At 67.7% G+C, this 15,202-nt stretch carries 14 protein-coding genes; 8 read left to right on the top strand and 6 right to left on the bottom strand.

Annotation, left to right across the window (positions count from 1 at the left end; genetic code table 11):
- Positions 1-155: 155 nt before the first annotated feature.
- The gene (locus PVW48_RS11055) at positions 156-1,214 is read right to left on the bottom strand and encodes an NAD(P)/FAD-dependent oxidoreductase (RefSeq protein ID WP_274581371.1); all 1,059 of its coding nucleotides are present in this window, start codon (positions 1,212-1,214) and stop codon (positions 156-158) included.
- An 80-nt stretch (positions 1,215-1,294) separates the two neighbouring features.
- Here PVW48_RS11055 and mnmD point away from each other — a divergent pair, with 80 nt between their 5' ends.
- Positions 1,295-1,999 carry a tRNA (5-methylaminomethyl-2-thiouridine)(34)-methyltransferase MnmD gene (mnmD, locus tag PVW48_RS11050; RefSeq protein ID WP_274581370.1) on the top strand — a complete coding sequence of 235 codons (705 nt, stop codon included), beginning with the start codon at positions 1,295-1,297 and terminating at the stop codon, positions 1,997-1,999.
- On the top strand, positions 1,996-2,874 hold the full coding sequence (locus tag PVW48_RS11045; protein ID WP_012176833.1) for a DMT family transporter: 879 nt from the start codon (positions 1,996-1,998) through the stop codon (positions 2,872-2,874). The genes mnmD and PVW48_RS11045 overlap by 4 nt, the downstream gene beginning before the upstream one ends.
- Positions 2,875-2,911: 37 nt before the next feature.
- Here PVW48_RS11045 and PVW48_RS11040 read toward each other — a convergent pair whose 3' ends face one another.
- Positions 2,912-4,861 (bottom strand): lytic transglycosylase domain-containing protein, encoded by a 1,950-nt coding sequence (locus PVW48_RS11040; protein WP_274581369.1) that lies wholly within the window; start codon positions 4,859-4,861, stop codon positions 2,912-2,914.
- A 173-nt stretch (positions 4,862-5,034) separates the two neighbouring features.
- On the opposite strand from PVW48_RS11040, the gene dapA reads away from it, so the two are divergent.
- From dapA to PVW48_RS11015, 5 genes are all read left to right on the top strand, one after another.
- Positions 5,035-5,910: a 4-hydroxy-tetrahydrodipicolinate synthase gene (gene dapA / locus PVW48_RS11035; protein ID WP_012176831.1), complete on the top strand. Its 876-nt coding sequence runs from the start codon at positions 5,035-5,037 to the stop codon at positions 5,908-5,910.
- A gap of 107 nt (positions 5,911-6,017) precedes the next feature.
- Positions 6,018-6,356: a GNAT family N-acetyltransferase gene (locus PVW48_RS11030; protein WP_050757766.1), complete on the top strand. Its 339-nt coding sequence runs from the start codon at positions 6,018-6,020 to the stop codon at positions 6,354-6,356.
- A 30-nt stretch (positions 6,357-6,386) separates the two neighbouring features.
- On the top strand, positions 6,387-6,869 hold the full coding sequence (gene smpB / locus PVW48_RS11025) for an SsrA-binding protein SmpB (RefSeq protein WP_012176829.1): 483 nt from the start codon (positions 6,387-6,389) through the stop codon (positions 6,867-6,869).
- 309 nt (positions 6,870-7,178) lie between these two features.
- On the top strand, positions 7,179-8,030 hold the full coding sequence (gene sseA, locus PVW48_RS11020) for a 3-mercaptopyruvate sulfurtransferase (protein ID WP_044027571.1): 852 nt from the start codon (positions 7,179-7,181) through the stop codon (positions 8,028-8,030).
- A gap of 8 nt (positions 8,031-8,038) precedes the next feature.
- The gene (locus PVW48_RS11015; protein ID WP_274581368.1) at positions 8,039-9,217 is read left to right on the top strand and encodes an amino acid aminotransferase; all 1,179 of its coding nucleotides are present in this window, start codon (positions 8,039-8,041) and stop codon (positions 9,215-9,217) included.
- 160 nt (positions 9,218-9,377) lie between these two features.
- On the opposite strand, the gene PVW48_RS11010 is transcribed toward PVW48_RS11015, so the two are convergent.
- Both PVW48_RS11010 and PVW48_RS11005 read right to left on the bottom strand, forming a co-directional pair.
- Positions 9,378-10,691: an ammonium transporter gene (locus tag PVW48_RS11010; RefSeq protein ID WP_012176826.1), complete on the bottom strand. Its 1,314-nt coding sequence runs from the start codon at positions 10,689-10,691 to the stop codon at positions 9,378-9,380.
- Positions 10,692-10,725: 34 nt separating this feature from the next.
- Entirely contained in the window at positions 10,726-11,064 is a 339-nt protein-coding gene (locus PVW48_RS11005) for a P-II family nitrogen regulator (protein WP_012176825.1), read from the bottom strand.
- A 287-nt stretch (positions 11,065-11,351) separates the two neighbouring features.
- Between PVW48_RS11005 and PVW48_RS11000 the strand changes: the two genes are divergently transcribed.
- A complete protein-coding gene (locus PVW48_RS11000) occupies positions 11,352-13,568 on the top strand; it encodes a transglycosylase domain-containing protein (RefSeq protein ID WP_274581367.1) in 2,217 nt (738 codons plus the stop codon).
- Between the two features lie 163 nt (positions 13,569-13,731).
- On the opposite strand, the gene PVW48_RS10995 is transcribed toward PVW48_RS11000, so the two are convergent.
- Together PVW48_RS10995 and PVW48_RS10990 are read right to left on the bottom strand one after the other, a co-directional pair.
- Positions 13,732-14,352: an MlaC/ttg2D family ABC transporter substrate-binding protein gene (locus PVW48_RS10995; RefSeq protein WP_274581366.1), complete on the bottom strand. Its 621-nt coding sequence runs from the start codon at positions 14,350-14,352 to the stop codon at positions 13,732-13,734.
- Complete coding sequence (locus PVW48_RS10990) at positions 14,342-15,163, bottom strand: MlaA family lipoprotein (protein WP_012176822.1); 822 nt, start codon at positions 15,161-15,163, stop codon at positions 14,342-14,344. Before PVW48_RS10990 ends, PVW48_RS10995 begins: the two co-directional genes overlap by 11 nt.
- Between the last annotated feature and the right edge of the window lie 39 nt (positions 15,164-15,202).

Raw genomic sequence — 15,202 nt, 5'->3', positions numbered from 1 at the left:
ACCGCTTGAACGGGCCCTGAGGGCAATCCCCTGCAGGCAGAGTGTGGGTCGGGCCCGGGTGGGCGTGGCATGCGTGGTTGCCGCATGCCCTCGCCCGCTACGCCTGCCCGATCCGCGGCGGGCCAAGCGGTTTCGAAACCGCTTGGGCGCGTGCCTCAAGGCGTCGGCTTCGGCAGGCTGGCGGCGGGATCGAACTCCGGCGGAATGCGGGCCTGTCCGTCGAGGATGAGGTCGGCGGCCATTTCCGCCAGTTCCGGGGCCATGCCGAAGCCGATCTTGAACCCGCCATTGAGGATCACCCGGTCCGGGCGCAGAGGATGGGCCCCCAGCATCGGCGCCCGGGACTTCGCGCGCGGGCGCAGCCCAGCCCAGCGGGCGCGCACCGGGGCATCGCGCAGGACCGGCACCGCCGCACGGGCCCGGGCGATCACCGCGTCGAGCAGGGCATCGGTGCCGGTCGGGTCGGTATAGTCCCGCTCGGAGGTGGAGCCGACCGCCGTGGTCCCGTCCGTATGGGGCACGATGTGCAACCCGTCGACGAACAGCTGCGGCAAGGTACGGGCGTCGTATCCGAGCACGGCCGCCTGGCCTTTCACGCCGTTGCCCACCTGCACCCCGAAATGTCCGCTGAGTTCGGCCAACCCCGCCGCGCCCGTCGCCTCGATCACCTTGCCGGTCGGTGCATGGTCGCCGATCAGGATCTCTGCGCCCAGCCCCTGCAGCGCCGCGGCCATGGCGGCGCAGGCCTTGGCGGGGTGCAGGCGCGCGGTTAGGGTGTCGTGGATCACCAGGCCCGTGGAGGTCACGGGCGCCCAGTTGGCAAACTCCGTCGCAGGCCGGATGTGCCAGGCGGCGCGGCCCTGCCACAGGGTTTCGGCCTGCTCCGCCCGGTCCCGGGCCAGCGCCAGCGCCCGGTCGTCGGCAATGGGTTGCAGACGGCCCAGCCGGGTGTACCCCGGGTCGCACCCGGTGGCCGCCGCGATCTCGGTCCACCAGGCTTCCGCCCGGATCAGGCTGTCGAACTGCACCTGTTTCTTGGGATTCCAGTTTTCCGGCGTATGGGGGGCCAGTGCGCCGACCACGCCACCGGAGGACCCCGCGCCCACGCGATGCGTCTCGATCACCCGGACCCGTGCGCCCCGGCGCGCGCAGGCATAGGCGGCCGAGAGCCCGAGGATCCCCGCGCCCAGCACGGTCACATCCGGAATTGCCAAAGCCCGCCTCCTTGCTCATTGTCGCGGCTGGGCCGCCCGTTTCGAGCCGCCCTCGGAACAGGCGTGTAAGGCAGGACAGAATGCAAGGCCAGAATTTGGGCCGGAATTTGGGCCAGATCTCGGGCCAGCGGGCCGAGGTGACATGGACCGAGGGGGTTCCGGTCTCGGCGCGGTTCGACGACCCGTATTATTCCAAAGCGGACGGGCTGGCGGAGACGCAGCATGTGTTCGTGGCGGGCAATGCGCTGCCCGCGCGGTTCGTGCCCGGGTTTGCAGTGGCGGAGTTGGGCTTCGGCACCGGCCTGACGCTCGCCGTGATGCGGGCGGCTTGGCGCGCGGCGGGGATTGCCGGGCCCTTGCGGTTCACCAGTTTTGAAGCCTTCCCCATGGCCGTGCCGGAGATGCGCGCGGCCCTGGCCACATTCCCCGGTGTTGCGGCGGAGCTGACGGATGTGTTGGCCGCGCTGGAGGGCGGTGCGGTTGTCGTCGAGGCGGCGGATTTGAGCTTCGAGCTCGTGCTCGGCGATGCGCGGGAGACGGTGCCGGGTTGGCACGGGCGTGCGGACGCCTGGTGCCTCGATGGGTTTTCGCCTGCGAAGAACCCCGAATTGTGGGAGCCGACGCTCTTGGCGGCGGTGGCGGCGCGGACCGCCCCGGGCGGGAGCTTCGCGACCTACACGGCGGCGGGGGCCGTGCGGCGCGCGCTGGCCGAGGCTGGGTTCGAGGTGACGCGGGCCCCCGGGTTCGGGCGCAAGCGGCACATGAGCCGGGGGCGGCTGCCATGACCGCCCAGAATACCCGTTTGGGCATCTGGCTGATGATCGTGACGACGGTGGTCTTCGCCTTGCAGGACGGGATCTCGCGGCACCTGGCGGCGGAATACAACGTGCTGATGGTGGTGATGATCCGCTACTGGTTCTTTGCGGCCTTCGTGGTCACGCTGGCGACGCGTCAGGCGGGCGGCGTGCGGGCGGCGGCGCGGACCGAGCAGCCGGTGCTGCAGGCGTTCCGCGCGGTGCTGCTGGTGGCCGAGATCTGCATCATGGTGACGGCCTTCGTGCTCCTGGGACTGGTGGAAAGCCATGCGGTTTTCACCTGCTATCCGCTGCTGATCGCGGCGCTGTCGGGGCCGGTACTGGGCGAGAAGGTCGGCTGGCGGCGCTGGTGCGCGATCGGGGTGGGGTTCGTGGGTGTGCTGATCATCCTGCAGCCGAGCGGCGGGGTGTTCGCCGTCGAGGCGCTGGTGCCCCTGGCGGCGGCGTTCGGGTTTGCCTTGTATGGGCTGTTGACGCGCTATGCGGCGCGCAAGGACAGTGCGCAGACGAGTTTCTTCTGGACCGGGACCGTGGGGGCGGTGGCGATCACCGCGGTGGGTGTCTGGGGCTGGGAGCCGATGAGCGCGCCGGACTGGGGCTGGATGGGGGCGCTGTGCGTCACCGGGGCGCTGGGGCATTACCTGTTGATCAAGTGCTACGAGGTGGCGGAGGCGAGCGCGGTGCAGCCCTTTGCCTATCTGCAACTGGTCTGGGGCGCGATGCTGGGGGTGAGCGTGTTCGGCGAGCAGATCCGGTGGAACGTGGCGCTGGGCGCGGCGCTGGTAGTGGCCGCGGGGATCTTCACCCTGTGGCGGGCCCAGGTCGCCGCGGCGCGGGCGCGCTGAACAAGGATTTTCGAAAATCCTTGGGCGCGCGCCGGTCTCAGCGGGCGGTCAGGCGCTCGATCACGCGGAAGGGTTGCGCGCGTCCGGTCAGGCGCATCTCGTAGATCACCCGGCTTTCGGTCACGCGCATGATGTAGTTCCGGGTCTCGCGAAACGGCACGTGTTCGATCCAGTCCACCATCGCGTCCTCATCGAGCCCCTTGGGGCTGCCGAACCGTTCCGTCCAACTGCGCGACCGGCCCGGGCCCGCGTTGTAGCCGATGGCGATCAGGGTCAGGTTCTCGCCGAACTCCTTGATCAGCTGGTCGAGATAGGCGGCACCGAAGCGCACGTTCTGGGCCGGATCGCTCAGCAGTCGCGCCGCCGAGAACGGCTCGCCCAGCTTGCCGGCCATCAACTCGCCCGTCCCCGGCATCAGCTGCATCAGGCCGCGCGCGCCCGCGGGGCTGACCACCGCCGGGTCGAACTCGCTCTCTCGCCGAGCGATTGCGAGCGCCAGGGCCCGGTTGACCGCGAGCCCCTGGCCAGGCACCAGGTTGGTCACCGGGTGATAGGCCCGGTGCAGCACGCGCCCGTCCTCGGCCGCGAATTTCGCGATCTTGAGGGCAATATGCGGCTCGTCCCAGGCCAGGGCCACATCGGCCAGCGCGCCCATTTCCTGCAGCGTCAGCCGCTCGCTCAGGTGCACCAGGAATCGCTCCGCCAGGCTCCGCTGCCCGGCTTGTTGCAGGGCCCGGGCGGCGCGGAAGACCGAGGTGCGCGCATAGGGGCTCGCGGCCCAGTCGGGATAGGTCTCGCGCCCGGCAAGCGCGGGGTCGGGCGCGATCCCGGCCCGTTCGGCGGCGAGTTGGCCATAGAAGGCGGTCTGGTGCTCGGCCCCCATCGCATAGGCGGCGCGGGCCTCGTTCGGCCGACCCAGCGCCTCCAGCGCGCGGCCTTGCCAGTAGCCCGCCCGGCCGAGGGAGATCAGCGAGGCCACCGCGCCCTCGAACCGGCGGAAATGGCCCAGCGCCGTTTCCGGATCGTTCAGCTTGCGCAGGGCGATGAAGCCGGAGAGCCATTCCAGATCGGCATAGTGGTTGCCCTCGGTCAGGAAGTGATTGGCGGCCAGGCGGTAGGCCTCGCGATCCCGGTCGTCGCGCATCAGGTCGCGGGCGAGGGACCGGCGGCGATTGGCCCAGGCCTCGGGATCGCCGAGGGCCGCGGCAGAGGTCGACTGCGCGTCCAGCAACTCGCGGGCGGAGTCGATCCGGCCCTTGCGCAAGCGCCACTGGAACCGCTCGTAGGCGAGGCCCGGATGGTCCTGCAGCGCCGTCGGGACCGCCGCGATCAGCCCGTCCACCCCCGGCTGGTCGATCCGCAGGGCGATCCGGGCCTCGGCCAGGCGCTGCCAGGCGGGCGGCACGCTGTCGAGCATGTCGCGCGCATCGCCGGTACGCCCGTCCCACAGGAGTCGGTCGAGCCGGGCGATGTTCTGGGGCGTGATTTCGCGGAAATGCTCGCGCAGGAAGACCGACTGTTCTTCGCGGTCCAGGTTCAGGTCACGCCAGGCGGTCGCCAGGGTCTCCGCCGCGCCCTCGGCATCGCCGGTCGCGGCTTGCGCCGCGGCCAGACGCCGTGCCCCGGTGCCGGTGCGCGGGGCTTGCGGCGCGAAATAGGCCAGCACGTCGGCCGGGTCAGCATTTTCGGGGATCGCATCCTCCCCCCGCGCCCGCAGAAGCGGCAGGCCGGGCCAGTCACTGTTACGAGCGAGGAAGTCGCGGTAGTCCTGCCAGCTGCCCTGGCGCGCGCGCAGCAGGGTCCAGATCACCACATCGCGTGCGGCCTGATCCTCGAGCGCCGCGGCGGCGCGCGTGGCGCGGTCCCAGTCGCTGCTGCGCGTGGCCTGCAATGCCTCCGCCAGATCGGCGCGGACCGGCGCGGCCTGCGCCACCAGCCCCACCGCCGCCATCACCATGAAGAAAACTCGAATTGCCTTGCCTGCCATCTGTCTCGACCCGCCCTGTTTGCCTGGCTTTGCCCCACCATCTAGGGTGTTGCGGCGCGATGTGACAGGGGGATTTCGCGCACGGTTTTGTGCCCTGCCCCTTGCGCTGCCCCCGGCCGGAGCGGTAAGGCGCGCATACCGCCACGGGTATGATCAACGTCAGGAGGGTCTACATGTTCAAAGGGTCTATGCCAGCGCTGGTCACGCCGATGAAAGACGGGGCCGTGGACTTCGCCACGCTCGAAGCGCTGGTCGAATGGCAGATCGCCGAAGGCAGTCACGGGTTGGTGCCCGTGGGCACGACCGGCGAGAGCCCGACGCTGAGCCACGAGGAACACGAGGCGGTGGTCGCCAAGGTGATCGAGGTCGCCGCGGGCCGGGTGCCGGTGATCGCGGGCGCGGGGTCGAACAACACGGTCGAAGCCGTGCGCTTCGTGCGCCACGCCAAGGACGCCGGAGCCGATGGCGCGCTGGTGGTCACGCCCTATTACAACAAGCCGACCCAGGGGGGCATGATCGCCCATTACACCGCCCTGGCGGAGGCCGCGGACATCCCCATCGTGATCTACAACATCCCCGGCCGGTCCGTGGTGGACATGACCCCCGCGACCATGGCGGCGCTTGCCGCCCTGCCGACTATCGTGGGCGTGAAGGACGCGACCGGGGATCTGGCGCGCGTCAGCCAGACCCGCATGGCCTGCGGGCCGGAGTTCATCCAGCTGTCGGGCGAGGATGCCACGGCTTTGGGGTTCAACGCCCATGGCGGGGTCGGCTGCATTTCGGTGACGGCCAATGTGGCCCCCGCGCTCTGCGCGCAGTTCCAGGAGGCGACCCTGGCGGGCGATTTCGCCACGGCGCTGGCGCTGCAGGACAAGCTGATGCCGCTGCACGAGGCGATTTTCGTGGAGCCGGGTCTGGTGGGGGCGAAATATGCCCTGTCACTGCTGGGCAAGTGTTCGGAAGACGTGCGCCTGCCGCTTCTGGGTCTGAGCGACGGCACCAAGGTGCTGATCAAGGACGCGATGATCCATGCCGGGATCCTTGGCTGACCGGGTCTGACCTGAGCCTGCGGCCGCGCCTGGCGGCGGACCTGGAGGCGCTCTGCGTCATCTGGGAGGCCGCCACGCGCAGCACCCATCCTTTCCTGCCCGAAAAGGTGATTGCGACCGAGCGCGCGGCACTGGCAGAGACCTATTTCCCGGCGACCCGGACGCTGGTGGCGGTGCGCGGGGGGCGGGTCGTCGGCTTCGGGTCCATGCGCGGGGCGGAATTGGCGGGGCTGTTCGTGGCGCCCGAGGCGCAGCGGAGCGGTGTCGGACGGGCCTTGGTGGCCGAGCTTTGCGCCGGCATGGCGGTCACGCTGGAGGTCTATACGCTCAACATGCACGGGCGCGCGGCCTATCACCGGCTGGGCTTTGTCGAGACCGGGCGTCGGGTGGACACGGCCACCGGGCTGGAGCGGGTGCAGATGGTGCGGCCTGCGGAGAGTGCTTGAATCCTACCCTGCGTTTGTTATGTGACGGCGATGGCCAAACCCAAGACCCCCGAGGAAAAGAACTACAAGGTGATCGCCGAGAACCGGCGGGCGCGGCGCGAGTATGCCATCGAGGAAGACCTCGAAGTGGGCATCGTGCTGGAAGGGTCGGAGGTCAAATCCCTGCGCGAGGGCGGCTCGAACATCGCCGAGAGCTATGCCACGGTGGATGACGGGGAGTTGTGGTTGGTCAACAGCTACATCGCGCCCTACGCCCAGGCCAAGACCTGGAAGCACGAGGAGCGGCGGCGGCGCAAGCTGCTGGTCTCGCGGCGGGAGCTGTCGCGGTTGTGGAACGCGACCCAGCGGCAAGGCATGACGCTGGTCCCGCTGGTGATGTATTTCAACCATCGCGGGCTGGTGAAGCTGAAGATCGGTGTGGCCAAGGGCAAGAAGCTGGCGGACAAGCGGCAGACTGATGCCAAGCGGGACTGGAACCGTCAGAAACAACGCCTGCTGAAGCAGAACCTCTAGAGCGTCGGGCGCGGGGGTGCGCGCGCCGGATGTGGGGTGTGTCGGGCTCTGCGAGGGATGTACTGGCCAGCGTCGGGGGTTTGCGCCGCGCTGGTGCGCGTCGCCCGATGCGAGAGGGGCCAGCCCCTCTCGCGCTCTCCCCGGGATATTTGACGACTTGAGGGACGGGCATGCGCTTGAACCTCCCTTGTTCAAGAATATGCGTGGCGTCCGGCCTGCCGGAGGGCGGGGCATGCGGCCTCTCTTGCCAGCGGGAGCAACGCTCGTTACGCACTATGTGTCACTTTGTTGAATAAGGCGGCTGGTCCCGTGTCCCAAGACGATCCCAAGACCCTTGTTTCCACCGATTGGCTGGAAGCGCACCTGTCCAACCCGGATCTGCGCGTGCTGGACGCCTCTTCGTACCTGCCCGGTTCGGGGCGCGATCCGAAGGCGGAGTATGACGCGGCCCATATCCCCGGGGCACGGTTCGTGGCGATCGACGATGTGAGCGATGCACGTTCGGACCTGCCCCACATGGCCCCACCGGTGGAGAAGTTCATGTCGCGGATGCGGGCCCTGGGCGTGGGTGACGGGCACCAGGTGGTGGTCTATGATGGCGCGGGTCTGTTTTCGGCCGCCCGGATGTGGTGGCTGTTCCGGCTGATGGGCAAGACCGATATCGCCGTTCTGGATGGCGGCTTTCCCAAGTGGCAGGCGGAGGGGCGCCCGGTCGAGGACCTGCCGCCCGTGGTGCGGGACAGGCACATGACCGTGCAGCGCCAGGCGCATCTGGTCAAGGATGTCACCCAGGTGGCCGCGGCGGCGAAGCTGGGTGAGCCGCAGGTGGTCGACGCGCGCTCCGCCGGGCGGTTTAGGGGGGAGGAACCCGAGCCGCGGGCGGGCCTGCGCGCGGGGCATATCCCGGGGTCGAAGAACCTGCATTATGCGACGCTCCTGGCCGAGGATGGCACGATGAAGCCCCTGGACGAGTTGCGCGCGGCCTTCGTGGCGGCGGGCGTCGATCTGGACAAGCCGGTGATCACCACCTGCGGGTCCGGCGTGACCGCGGCGATCCTGAGCCTGGCGCTGGAACGGCTGGGGCATCGCGATCACAGCCTCTATGACGGCTCCTGGTCCGAGTGGGGCATGTATGGCGATCTGAAGGTCGCCACGGGCTGAGCGCCCCGATGTTCGCGCATCTGCGCCCGCAGGCCGACGACCCGATCCTGGTCCTGATGCGGGCTTTCCAGGCCGATCCGCGGCCCGGCAAGGTGGACCTGGGCATCGGGGTCTGGCGCGACGCGGAGGGGCGCACGCCGGTATTCGGGGCGGTGAAAACGGCCGAGGAACGGCTGTGGCGAACCCAAGACACCAAATCCTACGTCAGTTTCGCGGGCGACCCGGCGTTTCACGCCGCGGTGGGCGATCTGCTTCTCGGGTCGGTGACGCGTCCGCGGGCGGCTACGGCGACCACGGGCGGCACCTCCGCCGTGCAGACGTTGCTGGCCCTGAGCCAGGTGGCGCGACCGGCGGCGCAAGTCTGGATCCCGGCGGAGACCTGGCCGAACCACCGGGTGCTGGCGGAGCATCTGGGGTTGGCGACGCGGGCCTTCACCTATCTCGCGCCGGAGGGCACCGGGATCGACCGGGAGGCGCTGTTGCGCGACCTCGCGCAGGCGCAGGCGGGGGACGTGGTGATCCTGCATGCCTGCTGCCACAATCCGACCGGGATCGACCCGAAGCCGGAGTTGCAGGCGGAGATCGTTGACAGCCTGGCGCGGACCGGGGCGGTCCCGCTGGTCGACTGTGCCTATCTCGGCTTCGGAGCGGTGCCGGAGGCGGACGCCGCCTTCCTGCGCCGCCTCGCAAGTTTGCCCGAGGCGATGCTCGCCTTTTCCGGCTCCAAGAGCTTCGGGCTCTACCGCGAACGCGTGGGACTGGCGCTGGTGCTGCTGGAGCAGCCGGGCGTGGTGGAGGCCGTGCAGAGCCAGCTGACACGGCTGAACCGGGTGAACTATTCCTTCCCGCCGGATCACGGGGCCCGGGTGGTCACGGAGATCCTGGCCGATCCGGCCTTGCGCGCCGCCTGGGAGGCGGAGCTGGCAGCAATACGCACCGCCTTGAGCGCCAACCGCCAGGCGCTGGCCAAGGCCCTGCGCGCCCGGCTGCAGAGCGACCGTTTCGACGGGCTGGCGGCTCAGAGCGGCATGTTCGCGATGCTGCCGCTCGGCATGGAACGGGTGACGCGGATGCGCGAAGACTTCGCCGTCTATGCGGTGGGGACAGGCCGGGTGAACCTGGCCGGTGTGACCCCCCGGACCACGGACCGCGTGGCCGAGGCGATCGCAGCGGTGCTGCAGGACTGAACCTGCCCGCGCCGGGCCTCGGAGCGCAGACCGGGCGCCGCGGTTTCCCACGACACCCGATCCCTGCACTGTTCACACACTCTACGAGAGCACTGCGTTGAAGAGAAAAATCCCGGGCGAAGACCGCCCGGGAAGTTGGTCAGGCTGAGAGGAAGGAGGCTCAGCCCTTGGTGAAGTCGGGATAGGCTTCCATGCCCAGCTCGGAGGTGTCGAGACCGTTGATCTCGTCCTCTTCACTGACACGAATGCCCATGGTCAGCTTGAGCAGGTACCACACGATCAGGCCGACCCCGAAGGTGAAGACACCGTAGGCGGCGATCCCGACCAGCTGTGTCACGAGGCTTGCGCCCTCCTGGTAGAACACCACGGCAATGGTACCCCAGATGCCGGCGAAGAGGTGCACCGGAATGGCGCCGACAACGTCGTCGATCTTGAACTTGTCCAGCAGCGGCACGGTAAAGACCACGATCACGCCCCCGACAGCCCCGATCCAGAGCGCGCCGAAGAGTGTCGGGTCGAGCGGGCTCGCGGTGATGGACACGAGGCCCGCCAGAGCGCCGTTGAGCACCATGGTCAGGTCCGGCTTTTTATAGAGGACTTGGGTCAGAATCAGCGCGGTCAGAGCACCGGCCGCCGCAGCCATGTTGGTGTTGGCGAAGATGCGCGACACGTCAGAGACATCGCCCACGGTGCCCATGGCCAGCTGCGAGCCGCCATTGAACCCGAACCAGCCGAGCCACAGGATGAACGTGCCGAGCGTGGCGAGGGCAAGGTTGGAGCCGGGCATCGGGTTGACGCGACCATCCTTGTACTTGCCCAGGCGCGGTCCGAGGATGATTGCACCGGCCAGAGCAGCCCAGCCGCCCACGGAGTGCACGACTGTCGAGCCCGCGAAGTCCGAAAAGCCCATCTCGGACAGCCAGCCGCCGCCCCACTGCCAGGAGCCGGAGATCGGGTACATGATGCCGGTCAGGACCACCACGAAGGCGAGGAAGGGCCAGAGCTTGATCCGCTCGGCGAGGGCACCGGACACGATGGACGCGGTTGCGGCGACGAAAACCAGCTGGAAGAAGAAGTCCGAACCGATGGAGGCATAGTCCAGTGCCGCATCAGCCGCGGCCACGCCCACGGGGTCCAGAACGGTCGGGACGAAGAAGCTGCCCACATAGCCGTTGAAGTCGCCCGGATACATCAGGTTGAAGCCGATGAGCCAGTACATGACCGCGGCAATCGAATAGAGCGCGATGTTCTTGGTCATCTGCATGGTGACGTTCTTGGACCGCACCAGGCCGCCCTCGAGCATCGCGAACCCGCAGGCCATGAAGAACACCAGGAAGCCCGCCATGCAGAACAACAGGGTGGTCATGATGTAGGGGCCGATTTCGTCGAACGAGGGCGCGGCGTCCTGGGCAAGTCCAAGGCTCGGCAGGACAATTGCCGCCGCAGCCAGCGGAAGGAGTTTCGTAAGTTTCATGCGTTGAAGCCTTTCTACGAAGGATTTCCTGCGCTCAGAGCGCGTCGTCGTTGGTCTCGCCCGTGCGGACGCGGACCGCCTGCTGCACGTCGAGGACGAAGATCTTGCCGTCGCCGATCTTGTCGGTCTTGGCGGTGGTTTGGATGGTCTCGACGACCTGGTCGGCCATGGTGTCGCCGACGACGATCTCGAGTTTGACCTTCGGCACGAAGTTCACGGCATATTCCGCACCACGGTAGATTTCCGTGTGACCGGACTGTGAGCCGAAGCCTTTGATCTCGGTGACCATCATGCCGCGCACGCCGATGGAGGTGAGTGCTTCGCGGACCTCCTCCAACTTGAACGGTTTGATTGCTGCGATGATAAGTTTCACGTCTGTTACCCTTCCTTTTGCAGGTGCCCTGCGAGAGTTCACCGCCGAACAACAGAACGCGAACCGGGTTCATTCAACGAAGGCGCCCCGTTTCCCAACAACCCAGGGTTGTTGTCGCACATTTTTTGCACGAATTTTGGCTTCTGCACATTTTTTGTGCATTTGCTGCATGGCGAAAAAGCGACAGGGCAGTGCAAAAGCGAGTCAGGCGGGGTTACATAGGGCCAGTCCTTGGGGCGATCCGCGGGGTTGGCGTTCGGCCTCCGCAGCAGGTACAGGCATCGCGTATGAGTTCAGACAAACGAAAGAGACCGGTGCTGCGCGCCGATGCGAGGTCTGCCGGACATCCGGCCAAGGCCCGGACAGCCGCAGCCAAGGCCCCGGCTAAACCCAAGCCCAAGCCACGCCGCAAGACCGCCGCCAAGCGCCGGAGCTCTGCCCGGTCCGGCCCGCCGCGGGGCCTGTTCGGGCGGCTGTTCTGGGCAATCCGGCGGCTGATCGGCTGGATCCTCGGGCTGATCTTCGCCATCACCTGGCGCGGGATCGCGGTACTGTTGCTGATCCTCGCGGGGTCGGTGGCCTACCATTACTCCACCCTGCCGCCGGCGTTGCAGCTGACCGATGGGCGGGTGCGGGGGTCCGTGACGCTGCTGGACCGGGACGGAGATGTCTATGCCTGGCGCGGGGACCAGTTCGGCGGTGTGATCGACGCCAACACCGTGTCGCCGCATCTGAAAAACGCGATCATCGCCACGGAGGACCGGCGGTTCTACCAGCATTTCGGCATCAGCCCGCGCGGCATCGCCAGCGCGGTACGGATCAACCTGCGCGAGGGGCGCGGGCCGTTGTCGGGTCATGGCGGCTCCACCATCACGCAGCAGGTGGCCAAGCTGCTGTGCCTTGGGACGCCTTACAAGCCCGAGAGCGGTATGACGGAGGCGGAGTACGAAGCCGACTGCCGCCGGGGCGGGATCTGGCGCAAGGTCAAGGAAGTGCCCTATTCGCTGGCGCTTGAGGCGGCCTATACCAAGGATGAGATCCTGACGATCTATCTGAACCGGGCCTATCTGGGCGCTGGCGCGCGCGGCTTCGAGGCCGCGAGCCAGCGGTATTTCGGCAAGTCCGCGGCCGAAGTGGATCCGGCGGAGGCGGCGATGCTGGCGGGGCTTTTGGTGGCGCCGTCGCGTTTTGCGCCGACCAACGACCTGGAGCGGTCCCAGCGGCGCGCGGCCACGATCCTGCGGCTGATGGAGCAGGAGGGTTACCTGAGTGCGACAGATGCCGCGGTGGCCCGGGCCAATCCCGCCACCCTGTCGGAAGCGGCCGAGCGGCGCGCGGGCGGGTACTTCGCCGATTGGGTGATGGAGGAAGGGCCAAATTTCCTGACCTCGGAGACCACCGAGGACGTGATCATCCGCACCACCTTCGATCAGGATATCCAGGCGGCGGCGGAAGAGGCCCTGAAATACGTGTTCGAGACCAAGGTCAGCCCCGGCTCCAAGGCTCAGGCGGCAATCGTGGTGATGTCGGCGGACGGGGCGGTCCGGGCCATGGTGGGCGGGCGCAAGCTGCAGGTGTCCGGCGCGTTCAACCGGGCGACGCAGGCGCTGCGGCAGACCGGGTCGGCCTTCAAGCCCTTTGTCTATGCCGCAGCACTCGACCTGGGCTACAGACCGAACGACATGATCCTCGATGCGCCGCTGACCATCAATATCCCCGGTTCAGGCCCCTGGAGCCCGCGCAACTACACCAACAATTTCTACGGCGAGGTGACGCTGACCGAGGCGCTGAAAAACTCGCTCAACACGCCCGCGGTGCGCCTGTCGGAGCAGGTCGGGCGGGAGAATGTGCGCAAGGTGGCCAGCGATTTCGGCATCGCGCGAGAGATGGCGCCGGGACCGGCGCTGGCGCTGGGGGCGTCGGAGAGCACGTTGCTGGAGATGACAGCGGCCTATGCCGGGATCCTGAACGGCGGCAGCAGCGTGGCGCCCTACGGGCTGACGGAGTTGCGGCTTCTGGGGGATTCCGAGCCGCTGATGGGCCAGGCGGGCGGGATCGGCGAACGGGTGGTCAGCCAGCGCGCGGCGCAGGAGCTGACCTTCATGATGTTCCAGGTGATCGAGACCGGCACCGGCGGGCGCGCCAAGCTGCCCGACGGACGGCAGGCGGCAGGCAAGACCGGCACCACCCAGGCCGCGCGGGATGCGTGGTTCGTGGGCTTCACCGCCGATTACGTGGCGGGGATCTGGATGGGCTATGACGATAACACGCCCCTGACGGGCGTGACCGGCGGCGGGCTGCCGGCGGAGATCTGGCGCGAAACCATGCGCCGGGTCCACGAGGGCGACCCGCAAAGACCCCTGCCCATGACCCTGCCGCCCCCCCGGGTGGAACCGGCGCCACAGATCGCCCGGCAAGAGCGGCCGCAGATTGAAGACCAGATCCGCAACGCCGCCGAACGGGTGCTGCGCGATGTGCTTGGTGGGTTGCTGGGGCGGAACTGAGCCGCGGCGCGCGGCAAGGCGCTTCGAAGCGCCTTGATCAAGCGCTTTGCAAAGCGCTTCTGACGCGATTTCCAAATCGCGTGTCCAAGCCCGTTCGAACGGGCTTGGTGTCCGATCGGCAGATCATTCAGGTCCCGGTGGGCGCGGCAACACCCCGACCGGATCAGGTTGTATTGCGAAGCGCCTGGATCATCGCGTCGAGATTGCCCCCGTTGCGGTCCAGCAGCGCGCCGATCTCGGTCCGCTCCGTGATCGCAAGGTTCACGCCTTCGATGACGATGTTGAAGAACAGGTCGCGCCCCGAACGGTCGGACACCAGGAAAATCACTTCGAACGGGGCCTCGCCCCGCAGGAACGCAGTCGATTTCACCTCGAAGAAGCTGCGCACGGGACGTGCACTGTTCACCTCGATCCGACCGCCGACGAACTCCTGGAAACGACGTCCGTATTTGCGCGAGATATAGGTCTTGAACGCGTCCGTGTAGGCGCGCCGCTGGGCGTTGGAGGCCGAGCGCCATTCCACGCCGAGGACGGATTGCGCGATGATGTCCACATCCGCGTAACGCTCGAAGATGCGTTCGAACTCGCGATAGAGGGCCGAGCCGGTCTTGCCCGAGTTGATCGCCGCGTCGATCTCGGCCACGAGCCGCCCGACAAGATCCTTGGCCTCGTTGGTGTTGAGGGCCTGGGCGGGACTTGGTCCGAGCAGTCCGGCAAAGGGCAGGCTCAGGGCGAAGGCACCCAGAGTGCGGAGCACGCGGCGGCGGGAAAGGTTACTCGACATAGGGGTCCTCGTAGGGATCGAAGTAAAGGTCGTCGGCAGGGGCGCCGCCCTCGATCAGGGCCACGGAGGGGTCTCCGCCGAAATCGTCGTAGGGGTCCAGATAATCGTTTCCGGTCCCACTCCCAAGCCGGAAGCGCCGGTTCTGCAGGTAAAGAATGCGTGTGGAGGCGTAGCTGTCGATGCTGTTGTAGAGCAGGTCGTCCACGACCGATCCGAACTCCGCCCGGTCCTTGAGTTGCTCGACGGTGAAGAGCCCGGCGCGCACGGTGAGGGGTCGGGTGAAGGTGACAAGCTCGCCGATGGGATCGATCACGATGTCGACCGCCCGTCCGGACAGGTGCCGAGAGGTATGCGGCCCGAGCAGCGGGACCGACACGAAGGGCCCCTCGCCCACGCCCCAGACATACATGGTTTCGCCGAAGTCGGTGTCGAGCTCCTGCAGGCCCATGGCGGTGGCCGGATCGAGCAGACCGCCGAGCCCCATGGTCGTATTCACGAGGAATCGGAACATGTTATGCAATGCGTTCTCGGCGCGCCCCTGCAGCACGTTGTTGAGGATCCGGGCGGGCTGCTCGAGGTTTCCGGTCGCGTTGCTGATGCCCTGCACCAGAGGGTCCGGAACCAGGGTGACATAGGCTTCGGACGCCTCGCGCAGGATCGCCTTGTCCAGCGCCTTGTTGAAATTGTGCACACCCCGGTTGGCAGGCTCGAACGGGTCGATCACCTCGTCCGGGCGGTTGGGCGAGGCACAGGCCCCGAGTGTGGTGATCACCGCAAGGCAGACAAGGGCGCGGGTCAGGGACTGAAACATGCGAATGGGATCCGGGGCAGATTACAATAAATGGCTTGA

Origin of the sequence: Dinoroseobacter sp. PD6 (assembly GCF_028807315.1) — a bacterium.
GTDB classification, from domain to species: domain Bacteria; phylum Pseudomonadota; class Alphaproteobacteria; order Rhodobacterales; family Rhodobacteraceae; genus Dinoroseobacter; species Dinoroseobacter shibae.
The sequence above is the reverse complement of the archived record's forward strand: the minus strand, read 5'-3'. Positions and strand labels throughout refer to the sequence as shown.

What these genes read in the sequence shown, in the direction of transcription:
- mnmD (WP_274581370.1), top strand. Translation starts at nt 1,295, where the DNA reads ATGCAAGGCCAGAATTTGGGCCGGAATTTGGGCCAGATCTCGGGCCAG.
- PVW48_RS11045 (WP_012176833.1), top strand. Translation starts at nt 1,996, where the DNA reads ATGACCGCCCAGAATACCCGTTTGGGCATCTGGCTGATGATCGTGACG.
- PVW48_RS11040 (WP_274581369.1), bottom strand. Translation starts at nt 4,861, where the DNA reads ATGGCAGGCAAGGCAATTCGAGTTTTCTTCATGGTGATGGCGGCGGTG.
- dapA (WP_012176831.1), top strand. Translation starts at nt 5,035, where the DNA reads ATGTTCAAAGGGTCTATGCCAGCGCTGGTCACGCCGATGAAAGACGGG.
- smpB (WP_012176829.1), top strand. Translation starts at nt 6,387, where the DNA reads ATGGCCAAACCCAAGACCCCCGAGGAAAAGAACTACAAGGTGATCGCC.
- PVW48_RS11015 (WP_274581368.1), top strand. Translation starts at nt 8,039, where the DNA reads ATGTTCGCGCATCTGCGCCCGCAGGCCGACGACCCGATCCTGGTCCTG.
- PVW48_RS11010 (WP_012176826.1), bottom strand. Translation starts at nt 10,691, where the DNA reads ATGAAACTTACGAAACTCCTTCCGCTGGCTGCGGCGGCAATTGTCCTG.
- PVW48_RS11000 (WP_274581367.1), top strand. Translation starts at nt 11,352, where the DNA reads ATGAGTTCAGACAAACGAAAGAGACCGGTGCTGCGCGCCGATGCGAGG.
- PVW48_RS10995 (WP_274581366.1), bottom strand. Translation starts at nt 14,352, where the DNA reads ATGTCGAGTAACCTTTCCCGCCGCCGCGTGCTCCGCACTCTGGGTGCC.
- PVW48_RS10990 (WP_012176822.1), bottom strand. Translation starts at nt 15,163, where the DNA reads ATGTTTCAGTCCCTGACCCGCGCCCTTGTCTGCCTTGCGGTGATCACC.